The sequence below is a fragment of the Pseudomonas sp. TE12234 genome, from assembly GCF_054061835.1.
Genome location: NZ_JBSSEP010000002.1, coordinates 1 through 22,241 on the forward strand (window position 1 = coordinate 1; position 22,241 = coordinate 22,241).

Sequence of the window (22,241 nt, forward strand, 5' to 3'; positions counted from 1 at the left end):
ATGGCCTTGGCGGTGAATGCTTATAACCTCAAACGAGCAATTAGCGTGCTCGGAGCCCGCCAGCTGATGGCGCTAATGGGCTGAAAGGCCTTTTTTCGTCTGTTGCCCGCACAAAAAACAAACGCCCCGAACAAGTCGGGGCGTTTGTTGGGCTGGCCTTCAGTGTGTTTTCACACAGCCTGTCTCGGGCCTTTTGTACTCAAACCAAACTCACTTGGTTAGCCAGGACTCGACAGTGTCGGAACCGTATTTCGCTTTCCACTCTTTCAGGGTTTTGTGGTTGCCGCCTTTGGTTTCGACGACTTCACCGGTGTGAGGGTTCTTGTAGACCTTCACTTGGCGAGGCTTGCGAGTGCCGACTTTGGACTCGGCGGCTGGAGCGCGACGGCTCGCGTTTGGATCTAGGAGGTTGATAACGTTCGGCAGGCTGTAGCCATACTCGGCAAGCAGAGCGCGTAGCTTGGTTTCAAATTCAATTTCTTTCTTGAGGCCAGCATCACCTTTCAGGGCTTCGAGAGTTTGGAGTTGCTCGGCTAGGTGTTTTTCGAGCTGGCGGAATTCTGCGAGCTTAGACATGAGAAGCCTCTAGTTGGTTAGTCTCCTAACCGTACACTAAATAAAAAAAAGTTTGTAATTGGCGTAAGCCTACTTTCGTCAAAAGGCAGGCACGACATCGCCGTGATAGCGCTCAAGGATGAACTTCTTCACTTCAGGCGAATTAAGCAAAGCGCTGAGCTTCAATACTGCTGGGGCGTTTGCCTTGTCGCGACGGACGTATAGGTAATTGGCGTACGGTGACTCCGAGCTTTCAATAAACAGAGCATCCTTATGAGGCTCAAGCTTCGCTTCCAGCGCGTAGTTAGCATTGATCAATGCCAGGTCGACCTGGTTAAGCACGCGCGGCAGCATGGCCGCTTCCAGCTCCTGAAATTTCAGATGCTTGGGGTTGCTGACGATGTCGAGGCGAGTAGCCATGATGTTATCGGGATCCTTAAGGGTAATCAGGCCTTGCTTGGCGATCAGCAGCAGCGCACGACCCGAGTTGGTCGGGTCGTTGGGAATGGCGATGGTGGCGCCATCTTTGAGTTCACTGATGGATTTGATCTTTTTCGAATAGGCACCGAACGGTTCGATGTGCACGGCCACGATTGGCACCTGATCGCTGCTTGGGCGATCTTTTTTATACGCCTCGTAGTACGGCTTACTCTGAAAGTAATTGGCGTCCAGCAAACCTTCATCCGTTTGCCGGTCTGGCTGAATGTAATCAGAGAAGACTTTGACATCCAACGTCACCCCTTCCTTGGCAAGCTCAGGTTTGAGGAATTCTAGGATCTCGGCATGGGGCACAGGCACCATTGCGATTTTCAAGGTTTCGGCATAGGCAGAACCCATGGCTGCGACCAGCAGTGCAACGGAGAGAGCGACGCGTTTCACGATAGTTTTCCTTCGAAGCGTTTCAGGGAGAAAGATGAGAGATCCAAGTCGGTCGAGCCGCGCATGCACCACTGCGCAAACGCCTCGCCAAGTGCAGCGGAATGTTTGAAACCGTGGCCGGAACAGGCTGACACCACCAAGGTGTGCTGCAACGACGGATGCTCGTCGATGATGAAATGGCGATCCGGTGTCACGGTGTAGGCACAGACCGCAGACTTGACCACCTTCGAGGTAACACCGGCGATGCGGCCGTGCACCTGGTGCTCATACATGTCCTGCTCTTCGGCTGCCGAGATCGTTCGATCCATTGTTTGCGGCAACGAAGTGGTGTGGTACTGCGCGGTGGCGATTTTCAGGCTGCCCTCGCCATGTAACGCGGGGAAACCGTAGTTGACTTTGTCGTCGCCACGACCGTGGGTGAGGATAAACGTCGGTGAATGGCCCACCAGCTCGGCGCCCTCCTCCAGTTCGAACCAGAACAGCTTCTGCCGGTAGACACTGAGCAGGTCGTCAAACGGTTCGCCCAGCAAACCACCACTCCAGTTGCCGGCGCTGATCACCAGCTTGTTGGCAAAGAGCGTGCGCAGGTTCGTGGTGACATGGACACCCTGCTCATTCGAGCTAATCCCGGTCACGGTTTCACCTTTGTACAGGGGCGCGCCGTGTTGTTCGGCCAACTTGAGCTGCACGTCGATGCACCGTTCAGGGCGCACAAAACCTCCACCAGGCTCGAAATAGCCGATGGCCGTGTCGTGTACGTTGGCAAATTGTGGAAAGCGCTGACGAATCTGTTCGGCGGACAAGACTTCGTGTTCGATGCCATAGGCCTGCGCCAGGCCGATGGTGCGCAAGGTGAAGTCGGATTTGTCGTTGGGGTCAAACTCGGGACTGGAAGTCAGAACCAGTAGACCCGACTGTTCGAACAGCGACTCCCCAGACAGTTGCTCAAGCTCGCGCCAGATGCGGTGGGAATTGCGCACGATGGGGACGTATTGAGCGCCCTCACCTACTGAAAGCCGAGTAATACGCGTATCGCCGTGGCTGGAGCCCAAGTTGTGAGGCGGGTGATGGCGGTCGATACCAACAACATTCGCACCCGCCTTCGCCAACTGATACACCGTAGCGGCCCCCATGGCCCCCAACCCCAATACCACTACATCACACCGCTCGGACATCAACTCTCACCTGTCAAAAAGAAGCCAGTTGAAAGCGAAAGCGAGTAAGAATCAACGACTAAAAGAGCATATACATATTCTCAATCGCGTATCACCGGCCGCTCTGCTGCAGCAATTTATCGGTAAGGCGTCGATCCTTCGCTTCTGATCATCGTCAACTATAATCAATTCGCGTGAAACATTAAGCTGTCACAAGTGATATAGCACTGGCAGTGAATTTCTTAAGGGGCACCGTACAAATGGCACTCGATCCTGGCGAAGCGTTTGCCTCGCACCTGGCACGTTCAATCCGCGCAAGCCGATGACACCGGATGGCCAGACCTACCACGCTGACCATGCCTACACCTTCTACCAAATCCCGGTTGATGCGCGAAAACTGCCCATCGTCATGTGGCACGGCGCAGGCCAGTTTTCCAAAACCTGGGAAAACACCGCCGATGGCCGCGAAGGGTTCCAGAACATCTTTCTGCGCCGTCACTTTGGTGTGTACCTGATCGATCAGCCGCGTCGTGGTGATGCCGGCCGCAGCATGGTCGAAGCAACGGTCAAACCCACCCGGACGAGCAACTCTGGTTCAACCAGTTCCGCATCGGCCTTTGGCCCAACTATTTCGACGGTGTGCAGGTGGCCCGGGATGCGCAAACCCGCGAACAGTTTTTTCGCGTGATGACACCTAACACCGGGCCGTTCGACATGGACGTGGTCTCCAATGGCGTGTCGGCAGTCTTCGACAGAATCGGGCCCGGCATTCTGTTCACTCACTCCCAGGGTGGCGGGCCTGGCTGGTTAACGGCAATCAAGAACGACAAGGTTAAAGCCATTGTGGCTTCCGAACCTGGAAGCAGCTTCGTCTTCCCACAGGGTGAGGTTCCCGCGCCAATTCCCAGCGCGTTCGACACGGTGCTGGGAACAGCGGTGCCAATAGATCAGTTCATGGCGCTCACACGCCTTCCGATCCTGAACCTGTAAGGCGACAACATCCCAGAGCAATCCGTCGACCTGCCCGCGCAGGACAGTTGGCGCGCGCCTCAAGATGGCCCGGCTATGGCGCGATGCCGTCAACCAGCACGGCGGAGACGTGGGGCTGATCCACTTGCCGGAGATTGGCATCAAGGGCAATATCCACTTCCCTATGTCGGACTTGAACAACGCGCAAATCGCGGATCTGGTGTCGGCGTTTCTCAAAGAAAAACATCTGGACTGACCAGAGCACACGCCAGTTTTTTTATTGCCCCCCCTTTTTTATTGCTTAGGTGGCACGACCACAGCTTGCCCAACCCTTACCTGGTCTACCTCACGGACTGCGGCGCGATAGAGTTATGACGATCGCCCTCTTTCACACTGCCGTAGGGCGCCAAATGCTCACCCAGATGTCTAAGCAGGATGCTGACTTTGGGAAGCGCTTCCCGGGTTTTGAGCCACACCAGATTCATCGGCAATCCATCAGTGGCAAGCTCAGGTAGCACCTCTACCAAGCGGCCTTCATCCAAGTGTGTCTGGACAAGCCAGGTCGGCAATTGAGCAATACCATGTCCAGCCAATGTTGCTGCCACCTCTCCTTCGCCATCCCCAACAGCGATTCGCGGGTGAATAATTCGGCGCTCCTGATCACCAGACTGGCGGCCCCCGAAATACCACGCGCCTACCTGACCATCGGTGTAGCCATAAGCGATGCAATGGTGATGCTCCAGCCCTGCTTCACCCGATGGCCTACCGTGCTCATGCAGATAACTCGGAGATGCGCAGAAGACCATGCGCTGAGCACCAATGAACCGATGGCCAAGCCCTGGATGCCAGGCATCGGGGCCACCGATCCTGACAACGATGTCGATACCCTCGTGGACGGGGTCGATAAAGCGATCCGAGAACGAAATGTGCGGCTGCAGCAGCGGATACTCCTTCAGGAAGCTGAGGATCAGGGGCAGCACATGGAGCCGGCCATATGATGCAGGCAGATCGATACGCACCCTGCCATGGGGCTCGTGCCTCTCTGATGCGAGCGCTAGTTCAGATTCTTCGAGGTCAGCCAGGACGCCGCTGCAGGTTCGGTAGAACTTAACTCCAGCTTCAGTCAACGCAAGACGTCGAGTGGTTCGGGCGAACAGACGCTGGCCCAGCCGCTGCTCAAGTCTGGCAATGCTTTTGCTCACGGCTGAGGCAGTGAGATTCAACCTGAGCGCAGCGCTGGCGAAGCTGCCGGTTTCCGCCACCGTGACAAATACGTCGATGCCCTTGAGGCGTTCAGACGAATACATAACCCACCTCAATTAATGAATTTAGTTCGCTATAGCCAGTCATTTATATCTCGGATAGGAACGAAAATCTCCAATAAGCTATGTCTAAACTTATTGGAGCATTACCTACATGCAATCCTCGACGACAGGAGCTGCCCTGGCGCCTGCCACATCCTCGCGATCAGCTCTTCAGATCCTCATCATGGCAATCGCCGCATTTATTATTGTCACCACCGAGTTCCTGATCGTGGGGCTGCTCCCTGCGATGGCGCGCGACCTCGATGTATCCGTGGCAGTGGCAGGTCAGGTTGTGACACTGTTTGCCTTTACCGTGATGCTGTTCGGCCCTTTTCTGACAGCCAAGCTCGCAGGTGTAGAACGCAAGAAACTGTTCACCGTCATCCTCCTGGTTTTCGCCGCGTCTAACGTGCTTGCCGCGCTCTCGACCAATATCTGGGTGATGGCACTGGCGCGCTTCATTCCAGCACTGGGACTTCCTGTGTTCTGGGGCACCGCGAGCGAGACTGCCGGGCAGCTGGCCGGCCCTGGTAACGCAGGCAAAGCCGTGTCGCGTGTTTACCTCGGCATCTCTGCGGCACTGGTGTTCGGCGTGCCATTGGGAACTGTGGCAGCGGATACCCTGGGCTGGCGAGGAAGCTTCTGGGCGCTGGCTGCCATCTCTCTGATCATCGCGATCCTGATGCAACTGTGCATGCCGACACTGCCCTCCTCGCCCGCCAAAGAGCATGGCGAGAAGCAGACCGACATCCTCAAGCAACCACGATTTCTTGCCCATGTGCTGCTGTCGGTCTTAGCGTTCACTGCGATGTTCACGGCATACACCTACTTGGCAGACATCCTTCAGACGCTGGGTGCGGTGCCGGCCAATCAAGTCGGTTGGTGGCTCATGGGGTTTGGTGCGGTAGGCATGATTGGCAACCAATGGGGGGGCGCGCTCGTTGATCGCAGCCCGCTTGGAGCAATGGTGTTGTTCCTGACGATTCTCGCAGTCGGCATGATGGCGGCTGTACCGTTAGCTGGTAACCATATGCTGCTGATCGGCGCGCTGATTCTGTGGGGCGTCGCCTACACTGCGCTTTTCCCCGTATGCCAGGTTCGGGTGATGAATGCCGGCGTTAAGGCTCAAGCCCTTGCGGCGACGATGAACATCTCGGCAGCCAACGCAGGTATCGGCTTGGGAGCTATCTTTGGTGGCTTGGGCATTGGGGAGTTCGGATTGGGGGCATTGGGCTGGATCGCCACAGCAATTGCCGCACTGGCAATCATCGTCGCAGTGCTCATGATGCGTAAGCGTTAACACAACTGTGAGATGGTGGCAGATAATGTGGGTGCCCACGATGCTATAGGCGAATCTTTGTACCTGTCGATCTCCTCACTACGCCGTGTCGCACCACCCTGTTCCAGAGGACATCGATCGTCACGGTTCTTCGAAAGCAAATGACCTTGGCAATTATCGAATCCCGTATTGACGTGTTCCTTCTGACCAAAGCTCGTGCCGAACTGGATCGAATTTATAAGTGAAGCTCACACCCTGAATTTTATGGATTGCGATGCCATTTCGGGTGAGTCGAAGACTGCGCTCGGGCGCTTGAAAGTACCCCATGGAGCCAGTCGCTGGTTCTTGTGTCAGTGGACTGCCCTCCCAGATTTGCGGGTAGAAAATCCATTGATCCTCGTCTGACTCCTAAAGGCTCACGTGCTCAAGCGCTTCTAGATCCTCAGTCTTCTCGACGCCGCGGGCCTTGTGAAACAGGATGGCGCTCAGCCTTGGGGAGGCATCTGTAGGCACCTGTACAGACGGAAAGAGTATGCCGTCCAGGTTGAGCGCTTCATTGGTGGCGAGGTAGTCCGCGATTGCCTGGGTGATCAAATAGCCCTGATCTGCGTTCTCCGGCATTACAGGCATGAGCATTTGTTGCTGTAGCTCTCGAAGAAAGGCGCAACGTTCGGCTTGCTCCCGGCGCAATGGATCAAAATAGCTCAGCGTCGAGTCGGGTCGAATTCCACCTAAGTCACCCAGGTTTAACAGTCGCAGCAGCCGGATGACCTCAAAGGTTGCTGTGACGACCCAACTGCCAACAGGGGGACGAACCTCAGCGATGGCAGTTTCGTCATCCGTGGCCCCGTAAAAGACGGATATACCTGCTGCATTCATACGACCTGCCGATCCCTTCCCCCTTGGCGTTGGGCCGAGATACTTCTCAGGATGTTTCAAAGCAGCGACCATGGCCTCCTCGTCTTCAAACTTCCTTGCCCCCTGAAAGGCAATGAGGGGCTAGCCGGGGCCGGCAAGGGTGATAGCTGAACGTGGTTCGCTCGCGGTGTGAAGTCCGGGGTGAAATTGACCTTGTTGCGACCACTATTTTTAGCCGCATACAGTGCCTTGTCGGCTTCGTCGAGCCAGGCCGTGGGGTCTGCCATTTCACTGCGGCACAATGCAAGGCCGACGCTCAGGCTGACTCGCAGCTCAGGCAGGTGCTCATTACGGTAGCAGCACATCACCTGCCGCAGGCGCTCCATGATTTCACTGGCCTGATTCAATGAGCTATTAAGTAGGATCACGCAGAATTCGTCGCCACCATAGCGACCAGCCAGGTCGCCTTGGCGAAGGTTTTTTTTCAGTTCTGCGCTTATCTGACGCAGAACACAATCGCCGACGACATGGCCGTAAGTATCGTTGATTTGCTTGAAGTGATCGACATCAATGATAGCTATGACAACTTCACAGAATTCCTGCCGGCAGGTGTTAAACAGCGAATGCAGCGAGTCCTTCAACGCCCCATAATTGAGCAAACCGGTAAGGCTGTCGGTACGACTCAGGACGCTGAGTTGTCGCTTGTGTTCCGCGAGCTTGATCGCCAAGCGATAACAGACACCGCCCACGGCCAAGGGGTAGAGCGTCAGCATCGGCAGGCAGGCGTAGATCTGTAGCTGGGTTGCAGCCAGTTCCAGCCTCGGGCCGAACAACGCTATCGACACCAGCATCCCAATACCTTGGGCCAGCCCACCATGCACAAACAGGCGCTGGCCGCCGGCAGCGATGTTGTTCATCGTCATCATCGCAATGATGGTGACGGTGGGCAGCGGGTTGAACTGCATAGTCGCAGCCCAGAAACCGCCCAGCAATGAATCGTAGAGTAAGTTGCGGCGCTCTGCCTGATACGGCTCGTGCGAACGAGTGGCCAATTGATAGGCCAGGTGCGGCCAGACCAAGCCATTGAAAAACAGAAGTATCCATACCCATCCCGGCAAGCCCAGTGGTGCGATCGCGGCCAGCACGCTCAGCATGCCGATCGCAAGGCCGATGATACGCGGCAGGTAAATCCGTTTAGCGAACGAAAGTCCTTTACCGATTCTATTTTGCATCGTCCCTGGTTCCAGTCACGTTTAGTTCCCTCTATCGTTATTGACTACCATGGTAATCGCCGTTAATCGCTTAAACGGTATGAGTATTGTTCAATAATATTCCCCTGCAAGCCATTTCAGGGTTGCACCAACCGCTCTGCCCCCCGCCATTTGGCGCCATCTTACAGGTCTTGCTGACAGTTCAATCATCACTGACTCCTCATCTCTCAATGCATCCACCAATCAGGATTGGTTGGCACACTGGCAAGGCGCAATGTTCCCCTGCCCCATCGCTCAATAATGGAGCCCAACACGCCCATGACCTTCTCCGTAACCACCGGCTCAGAGGTCGAGAAAAGGTCATCGGTGCATTCGCCTTTTTGGCAGAGGTTGACCACGAGTGCCTTGGCTTTGCTGTATTTGAAGCCTAGCCGGAAAACTCAATCGACTGCTTCCACTACGGCTTTTGTCATCAAGGGAAGAAGCTTCCCAGGGCCAGAGCAGTGAGCCTGTAAGCTAAGGCGCACCTCCTCTAAGCCGGGGGAAAATTGTGTAAAATGAGCGTAAGCGGCTTAAAACCCAATTACACAACCATTTACACCCATTAAACCTCTCTGTAGGGATCTCATGTTGAATATGCGCACATGACACGCTCAGAATCATGAGGTCGAGTGATCAAAAAGGAATTCCAGGAGAAGCCGAGGCGGATTCGTGACCACGAAAGACAGAGCCAAATGGGCTCACCGGAACGATAGACTAGGCGCCAACCGAAATAGATCTAGGCGCGCCATCCCCAACGCGTAGTCTTCATACCATTGCCGGTAGTTCTGCAGATCTAGGTTCCTTCGCGCAGTCAGCGCCTTTTGGTAATACACGAAGCCGGTCATCACCGGTATGTGTCGGATCAATGGCGTATTCGGCTTTCCGCTGAAGTAGACAGCATCTTCAAAGGTCAGAACCTCCATCGAAGTTGAGCACTTGCGATGCAGTGACGCGAGGATGGTGGCATCAATGACCACCCCATTCTCAAGCGTGATCCAAGCATGTGCGTGCTTACTGGCAGGTAGGTTGTCCACGGAATCGAGTTTGTCGGCGTCAGTAACATCCCTAACGAGCTTTTCAACACTCAGCCCCAGATAGAGACCATCAGATAGTTCTACGTCTCCGATCGTGATGGTGTGCCTGATTCCGAGACTGAAAAAAATGTAGGAGAGCTCTCGTGATATTTGAAAGCAATTTCCTGGCAACACCTCGGTGTGCGGTAGGAAGTCCGAAAACTCTTTTGCAATCTCGGCAACGACCAACCCCATATCGATGTCGAAGCTTGGATCAATTTTCAAAGGGTAGTTCGACATTCCCCCCGCTAGAGCGTCACTCCGCTCCGCAGCTACTCGGAAAGACTCTACGTAATTTTCCATCAGCATTTCTTCTAGTCACCCAATGTTGAACGATGGTAAACGCTCCCACCTTCATGTCTCCGGTGGCGACATCCTTAGCTCAGTGAACGGTAGTCCTTACAGGCTTGGCACCGTTTTCGTGTAACCAGTGGCAAATCACATACCGACTCCCGTTGCTCGTTTCACAAAGCTGGTAACCCGCGAGCTTAAACACTCTTTGGACACTAGATGTCCGGATACTTCTGCCATCTTCAAAGCGACCTCGTGTTTCAAAAAAAACGATACCGGTCATGCATGGAGGCTGAATTTCGGCACAGCAGAGATACCCTGTGATCCGGACACCGAAATCAATTTCCCTTGCCTCTAACACGCTATTAGGGAATCCCAACTCTCGACCCTCTTGGCATTCAGATACCGACTTCAGTGAATTCGATCAAACCGGTCTAACGCGCCATTGTCATAAAGCCAGTGGGCTACGACATACTTACCGCCATCGGCTGCAATCACGATTTCATAGCCATCACGCTTGTGTCGATTAGCAATGGGTTGCGTATGGATTGGCAACCCTTCCGGAAAGGCCCTGGCGTGATCGCAAAACAAAAGCCCGGTCATGCGCGGAGGACGCTCCAATGCGCATAGCAAATAGCCAACAATATCCGGATCTCTGATAGCAGCACGCGCTTGCTCTATGACCTTCGGCAGTTTGAAAAACCTAAAGTCAGACAGTTCCGTCCCATAAGTTTTGATCCAGTGCATCTGGTCTCCCCCTCTTTCAGCGATCAGATTTCTACAGTCAAATTGGGAACAAAACCTGTCTCTTCCCCTGGATAACCAAGGGGGTTGGAAATGATTCGGCATCCATCTAGCTCGCAATCCACAGCTCGGTGCGTGTGACCGAAAATCCAAACGTCCACTAAAGGTAGAAGCCCGTGCCAGCGGTTGAAATACGCTGCGCTGAGATGGCCGTCATGTTTTTCACCACCGACTTCGGGGACGGGACAATGATGAGTAACGACAACGGTTTTGCCATCAAACGGTTCATTGAGCTCGCGCTTAAGAAAGTCAAAAGCCACGCGATTTCGCTCTATCACATCGGCTGGACGCAGCCGGCGAAAACTCTCCGTCGCGCGGATCAGCCCGAAATCATTCATCAAGGCTGCACACGTCATTGAAGCCGCGATCTTGTCGCCAGTGGATGTGAAATCCGTCCAAGCCGTCGTGACCAAAAATCGTACTCCGTTTTGAATCCACACCTGGTTTTCCAGGACATGGACATGGGGTGCGGCAGCGTCTCGCATTTTGCGGAGGGTGTGATCGATGTGGCCACCGTAAAATTCATGATTCCCACATACATAAAAAACCTCACAGCTGAAGATCTCATTTGCCCACTCCACGCCTCGACATTTTGTGTCGATGTCACCCGCTAAGATCACTAGATCTGCGTTGGTCGTAGGCGGCACGAATTCGGAAAACTCGAGGTGTAGATCTGAGAGCACGTGAATCTTCATTTGTGAATCCTCAAGCTTTTTGCGAGGTGCGACGGTGAACATGCGAGCCGGCTGCACTCAATCAAGATACGCCCCCACATCGCCCTTTCGCGTTAGCGCCTAGCTTCTCCAAGTCATCTACAGGCAGCGAATGAATGACAAGGGCAATCAGTGCTTGGTGGGTTCGCTCTCACCCCAGGTCGGTTGGTTTTCCACAATATCAATCGACATCTTGAGCTCGAGCTGCATGTGCTGAAATACGAAATCAAGGTTTGGATGTGCTCTGGACTCGCGCAACACGGTGACCAGGCTCAACAATTCTCGACCCTGCCCTAACGGCATCTGGACATTGCAAAAAACGGTGTCGTCATCACCCCTTCCCATTTCCTATCTCCATCATATTTTGGCGGGCGGCACTGCGTGTCACTTGGGCGTGAAAGCGATGTTCATATGGCGAAATGCAGAGCGTTACAATTATAAATTGACTGTACAAATGAACACTAAACTCCATCGCTTACACCTATAGAGATTTATATCAGCTGCAAAGCTATTTATTTTTGAGCTCGCACCTTGATAATAATTGTCATGTTAGGGAACAATTCATCGCGCCCTACTCATCTCAATACCAAGGCATCAATTGAAACTCCTAATTGACTATATGATTGTTAATACCTTGCGATTCGATCTTTCTCGGGATAATGCTGTAATTAGCAATGTCCGACATGAAATCATTGATACTCATGAATTGGCTTATTCTGAGTGCGAAAACATCAGGGAGGTCGAGGCTAAATTCGAGCAACTGCGAAATTACCCTACGGACTCGGATCTCCTCGCTCAACCGGATTCGAAGGCCAAGGTACTGAGAGTTCAGTACCTGTCCTGAACCAGGCGCATCGATCAATGGATGCCTGGCGATGGCACATCCACCTGTCCCACGGCTGACCGGAGGAGGTTGTGAAAGCTAGGTCGTCCGTCCCCCCTCTTGAACGAGGCAATGACGTAGCGCGAATTCATAGTCGTCAGCACCCAGAATGGCCCAATTTTGGCGGCGAAACGAATGTGAGAGGTGCGCATGAGATGTTCATCGGCAAACCGCCCAAACTGGTCAACCTGTTGATGCCCATAAGTAACTCCAACCGCTGTACCGTCGGCTATGACAACGTCGCTCAAATAAGCTGTGATGGAGGCATCATGCATATACCTCTGAGCCCGAATGATCCGCTTGATATGGAAATCCGAAAGCCGTTTGGAGTGCCATTCCGTGTTGATACCTTTGCGCATGATGCCTCCGCAGCGTACGTTGATCAGTAGATCTTTTTGACGTTTGTTAATGATCGTGCGTCGAACGAGTCATCGTGAGTATCTGAGTAAACGATCCCACTCTCGACCTCAAGCAAACAGATAACAACGCTATGAGGGTTGTAACCGATCGATACACCATTCAATTTTTCCATACGCCAGCTTTTACTACGGTTCATCCACGGAGGCGTCTGAACCTGCACTTCAGTAATAACTAAATCCTCGCTTTGCGAGGAGACGAGCTCATGCAATCTGGTCTCATCGTTCAAAAATTCGACTGTGTCCACAAAGCGGTCTTCATGTCTGATTTTCACTGCAACGTGATACCAGTGGGTATTCAACACGCGCGATACTCTATGCCAGTGCGCCAGGCCCTCCCCAAACATACCGGGAATACCTGCCATTTCTGTGTCTATCGTTCTGAACATATTGACTCTTACGTTGAGATCATTGCCTAATCGCGAGATTATTCAGGTGCATGGTGCAGTAGCGGTCAGGTCTTTCGGGTTGAGTACCCAGATGCAAATCAAACCAGTTTTTTACACGAGCGGTGCAAGTCGCAAGGTGAAAGTTGGGGCGAGGCATGTACGCTTGCTCCACGTCACCCCTAGAAAACTGCAGCATGCTGGCACCCACGTTGGATTAGCGCTTTGCGCCCTCTTCTACTTAGGCAAAAAAGGCCTGAATGACACCGTCATAACCAGTATCAAAGCTAAGATGACCCCGTCTGAATTCAAGCAGCTCGCAGACAGTGATATTCCCGTCTGGATGCAGGTCGCGCTCCGTCAAGCTATTTAAATCCACTTGGCTCCGGGCGTATGTTCTGTGGATTCACGGTCCCTAACCGAGTTGCAATGGAGTTTCGTGATTGATACTGCAGAACAGATGGCGGACGATGACCCCGCCCACGAACGCACGCTATTTATCCTAACGACACTTTTTGCGATGTACCTCCGGGTCTCGGACCTGATCGGGCGTGACAACTGGCAGCCAACAATGGGAGATTTACGGCGCGATACAACGGGCAATTGGTGGTTTCACGTCGTCGGTAAAGGTAACAAAGCGGCGAAGATCAGTGTGAGGGACGAGTACATCGAGCGCTATCTTGTGAGGTATCGCCACTTCCTTAATCTCTCTCCCCTGCCCTCGCCACAGAAAAAAACGCCACTGATTAGCACGTTGAACGGTCGCGGTGGGCTCTCGGATCGACATTTACGTTCGATTCTTCAAGTCGTGTTTGACCGCTCCTTGCAACGTATGAAGAGTGAAGGTTGGAGTGAAGGTTGGAGTGAAGACGAGATTGATCAACTTCGCTCTGCGTCGCTTCATTGGTTACGCCATACGGCCGCGACGTTCGACGCGCCATTTCGCGACATGAAAGACCTCCAGGCAGACTTGCGACACAACAGTTTAAGTACGACCCAAAACACCTATTACAATGCCTTGGATGAACAACGAGCGAAGTCGGTTAAGGGATTAAAAATGCGGAAGTAATTTCGTGCGCATCAGATAATGTTGGTTCTGGATGGAGCCTTACATCGCGCGATTTTCTCTGGTTGGCCGCCTAGTGCTTTGTACAGCGACACCATATTGTTGGCTCGCGACAACTTTGGTCAGCACCACTGTCTGCGGCGTGCTGCATAGGCCGCTGGGCTTCGTAGGCATTGAGGGGTATTGGCGCCCTTTTGATAGCTGCTTTTAGTGGAGTTAAATACTTTACAGGTATTGTGACATACCTCCAAAGTATCTAATGTGAGCTATTAATAACCTCTTAGGTTGTTTTGGCCGATCACCGAACGCTTCTGACGCTTATTTATTGAACCTTGATTGTTTTCTGGCGTATGTTGCAGTCGGCCGCCAAACAGACACTTAGTTAGTGTTAGGCGGTGAGCCAACAGAATAAACACAAGGAATATACATTGGATAAGCTGGCTGACTTTTTTACAGAATTGATGAGGCGGTATATGCCTGATCCGTTCGTTTTTGCGATCGGGTTAACACTATTGACCATGGCTCTTGCAGTCCTGACGCAAGGACAGGCGCCTGCAGCAGTGCTACGAAGCTGGGGAGATGGTTTTTGGAGTCTGTTGGCATTCACCGCACAGATGGCTGTCATTCTGGCGATGGGTTACGTCTTGGCAGTCTCTTCGGTTGTTAACGGTTTTCTAGACCGGGTCGTAAGCCGTGTCAGCAAACCTACGACTGCGATCATTGTTGCAACACTGGTCGGGGCGATCGGCAGTTATCTTAATTGGGGGTTTGGTCTTGTCATCGGCGGTATCGTGGCGCGCAAATTGGCTGTGCATGTCAGGGGTGTCCATTACCCTCTGATTATCGCCGCGGCGTACAGCGGTTTCACATTTTACGGTCTGGGATTATCGGCAACCATTCCAGTATTGATCTCTACGCCCGGCCACTCTTTGGAATCCAAGATGGGGCTGATCGGTTTAGGAGACACTATTTTTTCTTTGCCTATGTTGCTCACAACGCTGTGCGTGCTAATCACCTTGCCTCTTCTCAATGCGTGGCTGCACCCCAAACATGCCAGGGACATCGTTGAGATAGATCCGTCACTGCGCCGGGGGGACTCGATTAATAAGGCATCACCAATCGACACTCTTTTTGCCGATAACACATTGGCGGCCAAGTTAAACAACAGCCGACTGCTAAGCACAGTTATCGGACTGCTCGGCATGGGCTACCTGGCCCTGCATTTCATCAATGGTGGCAGTCTGGACCTGAATAAGATCAATTTTCTCATTCTATTTCTCGGCATATTGCTTCTCGGCACACCTAGACAGTACATCGCGAGCCTCGGCGAAGGCATCAAGACGATCTCGGGCATCATCCTGCAATTCCCGTTTTATGCCGGCATCATGGCAATCATGCAGAGTTCGGGTCTTGTCGAAAGTATTTCCCACACTTTTGTCGGGGTAGCGAATGCTCAGACGTTGCCGTTCTGGGGATTGACCAGTTCGTTCGTGATCAACTTCTTCGCACCGTCGGGTGGTGGACACTGGGCGATCCAGGGCCCTTTCATGATTGAGGCTGCGAAATCACTGAACAGCTCTCTCGCCCAGACATCGATGGCGGTCATGCTGGGCAATGCCTGGAACGATTTGGTACAGCCATTCTGGATTTTGCCGGCGCTTGCACTTTCGCGACTGCGGCTCAAAGACGTGATGGGTTATACCGTCATCATGATGATTTGGGTTGGGTTGATTTACATCGGGGCTGTGTTGTTGTGGGGTTATCAGGGCCACTGACGTTTGAGGGCGACGGGATTATTCCCATCGCCTTGTTCGTTGAGCCAGGATTCCATCTCTCCTGTCGATCATCCGCGTGTAGCCGCCCACGGGTGGTGCGCGCGAGCCCTCCTAGTCGAAACCGTTACGCTTCCAACCATGCGTCAGTTAATCGTCAGCAAGTCGCGGCCGAGTCTGTTCGATTCGCACTACCACGCCGTGATCCATACCTGTCATAAATCCGCCCTCCCCTGACAAAAAAGAGCCTTTTGTTTACGTTCATCGATCCCTGCAAATCCCCGAGGCGAGCTGCTCTTCGATCAGGCGCTTAATTGAGCAGTGAAATACGCTTCATTCCGAATTATGATTTAACTAGTTAGTTACCTAACTATATAATGCCCCCCTCATTTCAACGGGACATTCAACGTGAAGCAGAGTCAACGCCTCTCGGGCATATCAAAATTCATTCTGGTTGGACTGGGCGTGATCATAGTACTGCTCGGCCTGGCGCTTGCTGCAGGCGGCGTGAAGTTGGTCAGCCTGGGAGGCTCCTGGTACTTCCTGGTGGGTGGGCTGGTGATGGCCGTTTCCGGTCTTCTAATCGCTCGCTTCAAAACAGCCGGTGCCTGGTTGTTCGCTGCGTTTCTGGTGGGTACGGCGATCTGGGCGGTGAGTGATGCCGGGCTGGTGTTCTGGCCGGTGTTCTCGCGCCTGTTCATGTTCAGCGCCGTTGGCCTGGCGGTCACGCTGGTCTACCCGCTGCTCAAGCGTGCCAATGGTGGCGTGCCAGGTTACGGTGCCTATGGCATCGCTGCTGTGCTGGCGATTGCGCTGGCAGTGGCCGCTGGCAACATGTTCGTTGCGCACCCGACTGTCGCCGCCACGGGCACTGGCCCCGGCCTGACGCCCGTCGAGCCAGCCAATGCGCAGAAGGACTGGGCTCACTACGGTAATACCGAGGGCGGTAGCCGCTTTGCTGCGCTGGATCAGATCAACCGCAACAACGTCGACAAGTTGAAGGTAGCGTGGACGTACCACACCGGTGACGTCGCCGAGAGCGATGGCAATGGCGCCGAAGACCAGCTCACCCCGCTGCAGATAGGCAACAAAGTGTTCATCTGCACCCCGCACAACAACCTGATCGCACTAGATGCCGACACGGGTAAGGAACTTTGGAAAAACGCGATCAACGCCAAGTCGAAAGTCTGGCAGCGTTGCCGTGGCATGGCCTATTTCGATGCCACAAAGTCCATCGCCCAGCCAGGCAACTCGACCATCATCGAAGCCAAACCTGCCCCGGCAGCCAATTGCCAGCGCCGTTTGCTGACCAACACCATTGATGCCCGCCTGATCGCAGTCGATGCCGACACCGGCGAGTTTTGCCAAGGGTTCGGCAACAACGGTCAGGTTGATCTGAAGGCAGGCCTGGGTGATGTTCCGGACAGCTACTATCAATTGTCATCCGCACCGCTGATGGCGGGCACCACCGTGGTGGTTGGTGGTCGCGTGGCTGACAACGTACAAACCGACATGCCGGGCGGCGTGATCCGTGGTTTCGACGTGATGACCGGCGCCTTGCGCTGGGCGTTCGACCCGGGCAACCCGCAGGATCGTAATGCGCCGGCAGAAGGCAGCACCTACGTACGCAGCACGCCGAACAGCTGGGCGCCGATGTCCTATGACCCGGCCACCAACACGGTCTTCCTGCCGATGGGCAGTTCGTCCACCGACATCTATGGTGTCGAGCGCAGCAAACTCGATCACACCTACGGCGCTTCGATTCTCGCGCTGGACGCCACCAGCGGTGAAGAGCGCTGGGTGTTCCAGACCGTGCACAACGATCTCTGGGACTTCGACCTGCCGATGCAGCCGAGCCTGATCGACTTCACCAAGGACGGCAAAACCGTTCCGGCGCTGGTCATCGGCACCAAGGCCGGGCAGATCTACGTGCTCGATCGCTCCACTGGCAAGCCACTGACCGACGTTAAAGAAGTACCGGTCAAGGCGGCAAACATCCCCAACGAACCGTACTCGCCAACCCAGCCGAAATCGGTGGGCATGCCGCAGATCGGTGCTCAGCACCTGACCGAATCCGACATGTGGGGCGCGACGCCGTACGACCAGCTGTTGTGCCGAATCGATTTCAAATCGATGCGTTATGACGGCCTGTACACCGCGCCGGGTACCGACAAATCGCTGAGTTTCCCGGGTTCGCTGGGTGGCATGAATTGGGGCAGCATCTCCACCGACCCGGTGCACGGTTTCATCTTCGTCAACGACATGCGTCTGGGCCTATGGATTCAGATGATCCCGTCGCAGAACAAAGGCCAGGCCACGTCCGGTGGCGAAGCGCTGAACACCGGTATGGGCGCCGTGCCGCTCAAGGGCACGCCGTATGCGGTGAACAAAAACCGCTTCCTGTCGGTCGCCGGCATTCCTTGTCAGGCACCGCCGTTCGGCACGCTGACCGCCATCGACATGAAGACGCAGAAAATCGCATGGCAGGTTCCGGTCGGCACAGTTGAAGACACCGGTCCATTGGGTATTCGCATGCATCTGCCGATCAAGATAGGTCTGCCAACCCTCGGCGGTACCCTGTCGACTCAAGGTGGCTTGATCTTCATCGCCGGTACTCAGGACTTCTACCTGCGCGCCTTCAACAGCGGCAACGGTGAAGAAGTGTGGAAAGCTCGCCTGCCAGTCGGCAGTCAGGGCGGCCCGATGACCTACGTGTCACCGAAGACCGGCAAGCAGTACATCGTCGTCACCGCCGGTGGTGCGCGCCAGTCGACCGATCGCGGCGACTACGTGATGGCTTACGCCTTGCCGTAAGCCGCTGTGCCCGCCTCACAGGCGGGCAATCTCAGTGTACGCGGCACCTGCGGGTGCCACGGTGCTTTGCGAAATCATTCAAGATTCCACCAGGACGACTTACATGTTTTTGGCTGTTCGCTTTTCTCATGCAGGCTGGGGCTTGCTGTTGGGCCTGACCTGCAGCACCTCCCTTCCTGCCTTCGCCGATACTGATTCGAATCTTTTTACCCGCAGTACCCTGAGCGGTGATTGGGGTGGTCTGCGTCAACAGATGGATCAAGATGGCATCAAATTCACCGGTGATTACAGCGGCGAGACCGCCTACAACGCCGATGGCGGCCTACACCGTTCGGCTCGTTACTCGCAGAACATCAAGCTCGGCGCGCAGTTCGACCTGAGCAAACTGTATGGCGTCGAAAACGCCGGCAAAATTCAGCTGACTATCAACGACCGACGCGGCAATAGCGCCTCCGAGGATCTGGTCGGCAACCGCCTGCCCATCCAGGAAAACTACGGCGGTCTCTACACTCGCCTGACTGAACTGAGTTACGAGCGCAGCCTGTTCATCCCGGCGCTCAATGTGAAGCTGGGTTACATGGCCATGGGCAACGACCTCGGTGGCCTGGACAGCGGCATTCTCTGCAACTTCATGAACGCCGGTTTTTGCGGCCATCCGCTGAACATGTCCGGCGGCAGTGGCTGGACTAACTACCCCAACGCCCACTTAGGCGTGCGTGTGAAGTACGATCTGTCGTCGTCCTGGCAGCTGCGAGTGGCGGCTTTCAATGTCGATCCTGAGAGCAACGGCAATTCCAGCCGTGCCTGGCATCTGGGCCCGAAACATACGACCGGCACCGTGGTGCCGATCGAACTGGTTTACAAGCACGCGGGTGAGTTGCCCGGCGAGTACAAGGTTGGCTACTACTACGACAGTTCCGACGTGAAACGTATCGGCAGCGATAAAGAAGTGTCCGGCCGCGGCGGGTATTACCTGCTGGTTGATCAGGCCGTGTGGGGTTCGCAATCGTCCGAGGGGCGCAGCCTGCACGCCTTCGGCCAATTCTCGTCGGCCAGCGAAGCGGCTTCACCGTTCACCAAGTGGTACGGCACCGGCGTGGTACTGTACAAGCCGTTCGAAGGTCGCCCGCGTGACACTGTCGCTCTGGGCTATGGCCGGGCTGTACCTAACCCGCGCAGCCGCGATGTGCAGGAGGACGCCGCGCTGGCCAATGGCGGAACGTTCCCGAATTTGAACAGTGCCGAACAATTGATTGAGCTTGGCTACGGCTACCAAGCCACTCCTTGGTTGACACTTCGACCGAATGTGCAATACATCATCGAACCGGGCGCATTTTCCGGGCAAGACATCGACAATGCACTGGTGCTCGGTTTGCAGGTGAAAGCTGCGCTCTAATCTCTCGATTATGGGACCTGCAAAGAAACAGGAAAACCGGCGCAAGTCCGGTTTTTTGTTGTCCGATTATTTGTGTTGATCGCGAAGAACTTCATCTATGCACGGATGCGGCAGCATCAGAGGGTTGGGGTTATTAGGAAGACACGTTCTTCAAGCCTTCGTAAGACCTCTGCGCCGATCGTCTATCGACGACGGGCGCGACACGAAACCCCGCGATTGCCGCCGAAGGCTTTCAGTCATGCCCGTTCAACTACTCACGGTTCTGTTCGCTAATCGCACGACATCTCGTGCTGGGGCACCCTCCTTCACCCGTAGTTTGGCAGGCTATACACATCGTTGCAGTCACAGTGATTCATGCGGTTTTCCGTCGGATCACTCTGTTCAGCCCACATAAAAACAGGAGTACGCCTTGATCAATAAAACATTTGAATCCATCGCTGCCGCACTGGACGGCATTGCCGATGGTTCGGTCATCATGGTGGGTGGCTTCGGCACTGCCGGGATGCCATCGGAGTTGGTAGATGGTGTCATTGCGTCGGGCGCTCGCGAGCTGACCATCATCAGCAACAATGCCGGCAACGGTGAAATCGGTCTGGCCGCCTTGCTCAAGGCCGGGCGCGTTGCCAAGGTCATTTGTTCGTTTCCACGCCAATCCGATTCCTATGTTTTCGACGAACTCTACCTGGCCGGAAAGGTCCAGCTTGAGGTCGTGCCTCAGGGCAACCTGGCCGAACGCATTCGTGCGGCAGGCTCCGGGATCGGTGCGTTTTATTCGCCTACCGGATATGGCACGTTGCTGGCCGAAGGCAAGGAAACCCGGGTGATCGACGGTCGCAACTATGTACTTGAAATGCCGTTGCGCGCCGACGTCGCACTGATCAAGGCCGAAAAGGGCGATCGCTGGGGCAACCTCACCTATCGCAAAGCTGCGCGTAATTTTGGACCGATCATGGCAATGGCAGCGACAACCACAATCGCCCAGGTCAATCAGATCGTCGAGTTGGGAGAGCTGGACCCCGAACACATTATTACGCCGGGGATCTTCGTTCAGCGCGTGGTCAAAGTGCCGCGCTCCCCTCTCTCGAAAGCCAACGTCAACTGAGGCCCGCCATGACTGTTATGAAAAAACTATCGCGCAGCGAAATGGCCCAACGTGTGGCCGACGATATTCTCGAAGGCTCTTACGTGAACCTGGGCATTGGCGTGCCTACGCTGGTGGCCAACTACCTGGGTGACAAGGAAGTGTTCCTGCACAGTGAAAACGGTGTACTGGGCATGGGCCCGAGTCCTGCGCCGGGTGAGGAAGACGATGATCTGATCAACGCGGGTAAACAGCATGTGACGCTGCTGCCCGGTGGTGCCTATTTTCACCACGCCGATTCGTTCTCGATGATGCGCGGTGGGCACATCGACATTGCCGTGCTTGGCGCCTTTCAGGTCTCGGTCAATGGCGACCTTGCCAACTGGCACACCGGCGCCGAAGGTTCCATTCCGGCCGTGGGTGGCGCCATGGACCTCGCGACAGGTGCACGCCAGGTGTTCGTCATGATGGATCACCTGACCAAGACGGGCGAAAGCAAATTGGTGCCGCAATGTACCTACCCGTTGACCGGCATTGGCTGCGTGACTCGGATTTATACCGACCTGGCTATTCTGGACGTTACTGCGAAAGGATTGAAGGTCCGGGAGATTCTGGCCGACATCAGCTTTGAGGACCTGCAAGCGCTCAGTGGCGTGCCGTTGATCCGATAACGGACTGAGTTTACCGGTCAGGCAGCCATGTGCCGGACGGCTTCAAGCTTGTCCGGCAACAGGTAGTCAGGGCTCCAAGGTTAAGCCAGAGCGGCCAGTCATTGTAATTATAGTTGAATATTTCAACTATTCGGCTATACTTCAGCCATTCGACTGGAGCTTGCCATGTATTCCGACTTTCTGAACTTCAAGCTGGATATGACCAGTGCCCTGCTGATGGAACACGCGAACGCCGTGTACCGTCAGCACTGGGATCTGGATGTCCGCGGATTGCGGGTGTTGCGTCTGATTCAGGCCTGCCCAGACATCACTCCAAAAGAAGTTTCATCACGCGCCCTCCTGGAAAAAACACTGCTCTCCAAGACGTTGGCGCTGCTGGAGACGCGTGAGCTCATCTCGCGCGCCCCTCACCCGGTCGACCGCCGTAGCGTTGGTTTGCGCACAACCGCCGAGGGCTCGCGGATCGCTGACGAGTCCTCTGTCGTCGGCTCCGAACTTGAAGACCAGCTGGTTTGCGCGCTCTCGCCCAAGGAACGCATTGCACTTGATGGTCTGCTTTCAAAACTGATGGAAAGTCTGCTTCCGCCTTCCTGACACCGTCCCTCTTCCACTTTTCCCGCCCTC

The 22,241-nt window shown here is 54.7% G+C and carries 20 protein-coding genes and 3 pseudogenes; 10 read left to right on the forward strand and 13 right to left on the reverse strand.

Annotated features, from left to right (window positions below; all coding sequences use genetic code 11):
* Window positions 1-210 precede the first annotated feature (210 nt).
* The 3 genes from ACVWYU_RS03695 to solA all read right to left on the reverse strand — a co-directional run bounded on the left by ACVWYU_RS03695 (window position 211) and on the right by solA (window position 2,609).
* Window positions 211-576 carry a histone-like nucleoid-structuring protein, MvaT/MvaU family gene (locus tag ACVWYU_RS03695; RefSeq protein ID WP_457371918.1) on the reverse strand — a complete coding sequence of 122 codons (366 nt, stop codon included), beginning with the start codon at window positions 574-576 and terminating at the stop codon, window positions 211-213.
* A 78-nt stretch (window positions 577-654) separates the two neighbouring features.
* Window positions 655-1,434 carry a MetQ/NlpA family ABC transporter substrate-binding protein gene (locus tag ACVWYU_RS03700; RefSeq protein ID WP_457371919.1) on the reverse strand — a complete coding sequence of 260 codons (780 nt, stop codon included), beginning with the start codon at window positions 1,432-1,434 and terminating at the stop codon, window positions 655-657.
* A complete protein-coding gene (gene solA / locus ACVWYU_RS03705) occupies window positions 1,431-2,609 on the reverse strand; it encodes an N-methyl-L-tryptophan oxidase (RefSeq protein WP_457371920.1) in 1,179 nt (392 codons plus the stop codon). Before solA ends, ACVWYU_RS03700 begins: the two co-directional genes overlap by 4 nt.
* A 301-nt stretch (window positions 2,610-2,910) precedes the next feature.
* Between solA and ACVWYU_RS03710 the strand changes: the two are divergent.
* Window positions 2,911-3,813 (forward strand): annotated as a pseudogene (locus ACVWYU_RS03710) (alpha/beta hydrolase).
* Between the two features lie 85 nt (window positions 3,814-3,898).
* On the opposite strand, the gene ACVWYU_RS03715 reads toward ACVWYU_RS03710, so the two are convergent.
* Window positions 3,899-4,864, reverse strand: coding sequence for a LysR substrate-binding domain-containing protein (locus ACVWYU_RS03715; RefSeq protein ID WP_457371921.1), 966 nt, complete (start codon window positions 4,862-4,864; stop codon window positions 3,899-3,901).
* 109 nt (window positions 4,865-4,973) lie between these two features.
* On the opposite strand from ACVWYU_RS03715, the gene ACVWYU_RS03720 reads away from it, so the two are divergent.
* Window positions 4,974-6,161 (forward strand): MFS transporter, encoded by a 1,188-nt coding sequence (locus ACVWYU_RS03720; RefSeq protein WP_457371922.1) that lies wholly within the window; start codon window positions 4,974-4,976, stop codon window positions 6,159-6,161.
* Window positions 6,162-6,548: 387 nt separating this feature from the next.
* Here ACVWYU_RS03720 and ACVWYU_RS03725 read toward each other — a convergent pair whose 3' ends face one another.
* From ACVWYU_RS03725 to ACVWYU_RS03765, 9 genes and pseudogenes are all read right to left on the reverse strand, one after another.
* Window positions 6,549-7,091 carry an RES family NAD+ phosphorylase gene (locus ACVWYU_RS03725; protein ID WP_457371923.1) on the reverse strand — a complete coding sequence of 181 codons (543 nt, stop codon included), beginning with the start codon at window positions 7,089-7,091 and terminating at the stop codon, window positions 6,549-6,551.
* On the reverse strand, window positions 7,076-8,230 hold the full coding sequence (locus tag ACVWYU_RS03730) for a diguanylate cyclase (RefSeq protein ID WP_457371924.1): 1,155 nt from the start codon (window positions 8,228-8,230) through the stop codon (window positions 7,076-7,078). Before ACVWYU_RS03730 ends, ACVWYU_RS03725 begins: the two co-directional genes overlap by 16 nt.
* A 212-nt stretch (window positions 8,231-8,442) precedes the next feature.
* A pseudogene (locus tag ACVWYU_RS03735) lies at window positions 8,443-8,685 on the reverse strand (DNA polymerase V subunit UmuC); the annotation flags it as partial.
* A 264-nt stretch (window positions 8,686-8,949) separates the two neighbouring features.
* The gene (locus ACVWYU_RS03740) at window positions 8,950-9,627 is read right to left on the reverse strand and encodes a hypothetical protein (protein ID WP_457371925.1); all 678 of its coding nucleotides are present in this window, start codon (window positions 9,625-9,627) and stop codon (window positions 8,950-8,952) included.
* Window positions 9,628-10,026: 399 nt separating this feature from the next.
* Window positions 10,027-10,362, reverse strand: a complete 336-nt coding sequence (locus ACVWYU_RS03745) for a hypothetical protein (RefSeq protein WP_457371926.1) — start codon at window positions 10,360-10,362, stop codon at window positions 10,027-10,029.
* Between the two features lie 23 nt (window positions 10,363-10,385).
* Window positions 10,386-11,114: a metallophosphoesterase family protein gene (locus tag ACVWYU_RS03750; RefSeq protein WP_457371927.1), complete on the reverse strand. Its 729-nt coding sequence runs from the start codon at window positions 11,112-11,114 to the stop codon at window positions 10,386-10,388.
* Between the two features lie 147 nt (window positions 11,115-11,261).
* Window positions 11,262-11,477 (reverse strand): hypothetical protein, encoded by a 216-nt coding sequence (locus ACVWYU_RS03755; RefSeq protein ID WP_457371928.1) that lies wholly within the window; start codon window positions 11,475-11,477, stop codon window positions 11,262-11,264.
* A 513-nt stretch (window positions 11,478-11,990) separates the two neighbouring features.
* Window positions 11,991-12,374, reverse strand: coding sequence for a hypothetical protein (locus tag ACVWYU_RS03760; protein WP_457371929.1), 384 nt, complete (start codon window positions 12,372-12,374; stop codon window positions 11,991-11,993).
* A 23-nt stretch (window positions 12,375-12,397) separates the two neighbouring features.
* Window positions 12,398-12,796, reverse strand: coding sequence for a hypothetical protein (locus ACVWYU_RS03765; protein ID WP_457371930.1), 399 nt, complete (start codon window positions 12,794-12,796; stop codon window positions 12,398-12,400).
* A 115-nt stretch (window positions 12,797-12,911) separates the two neighbouring features.
* Here ACVWYU_RS03765 and ACVWYU_RS03770 point away from each other — a divergent pair, with 115 nt between their 5' ends.
* From ACVWYU_RS03770 to ACVWYU_RS03805, 8 genes and pseudogenes are all read left to right on the forward strand, one after another.
* On the forward strand, window positions 12,912-13,190 hold the full coding sequence (locus ACVWYU_RS03770; RefSeq protein WP_457371931.1) for a DUF6088 family protein: 279 nt from the start codon (window positions 12,912-12,914) through the stop codon (window positions 13,188-13,190).
* 27 nt (window positions 13,191-13,217) lie between these two features.
* Window positions 13,218-13,886: pseudogene (locus ACVWYU_RS03775) on the forward strand (site-specific integrase); the annotation flags it as partial.
* A 425-nt stretch (window positions 13,887-14,311) separates the two neighbouring features.
* Window positions 14,312-15,658 (forward strand): short-chain fatty acid transporter, encoded by a 1,347-nt coding sequence (locus ACVWYU_RS03780; protein ID WP_457371932.1) that lies wholly within the window; start codon window positions 14,312-14,314, stop codon window positions 15,656-15,658.
* Between the two features lie 405 nt (window positions 15,659-16,063).
* Entirely contained in the window at window positions 16,064-18,469 is a 2,406-nt protein-coding gene (locus tag ACVWYU_RS03785) for a glucose/quinate/shikimate family membrane-bound PQQ-dependent dehydrogenase (RefSeq protein ID WP_457371933.1), read from the forward strand.
* 253 nt (window positions 18,470-18,722) lie between these two features.
* Complete coding sequence (locus tag ACVWYU_RS03790) at window positions 18,723-19,865, forward strand: carbohydrate porin (protein WP_457372260.1); 1,143 nt, start codon at window positions 18,723-18,725, stop codon at window positions 19,863-19,865.
* Between the two features lie 409 nt (window positions 19,866-20,274).
* Complete coding sequence (locus ACVWYU_RS03795) at window positions 20,275-20,967, forward strand: 3-oxoacid CoA-transferase subunit A (protein WP_457371934.1); 693 nt, start codon at window positions 20,275-20,277, stop codon at window positions 20,965-20,967.
* An 8-nt stretch (window positions 20,968-20,975) separates the two neighbouring features.
* Window positions 20,976-21,617: a 3-oxoacid CoA-transferase subunit B gene (locus tag ACVWYU_RS03800; protein ID WP_457371935.1), complete on the forward strand. Its 642-nt coding sequence runs from the start codon at window positions 20,976-20,978 to the stop codon at window positions 21,615-21,617.
* A gap of 165 nt (window positions 21,618-21,782) precedes the next feature.
* Window positions 21,783-22,211: a MarR family winged helix-turn-helix transcriptional regulator gene (locus ACVWYU_RS03805; protein ID WP_457371936.1), complete on the forward strand. Its 429-nt coding sequence runs from the start codon at window positions 21,783-21,785 to the stop codon at window positions 22,209-22,211.
* Window positions 22,212-22,241 lie beyond the last annotated feature (30 nt).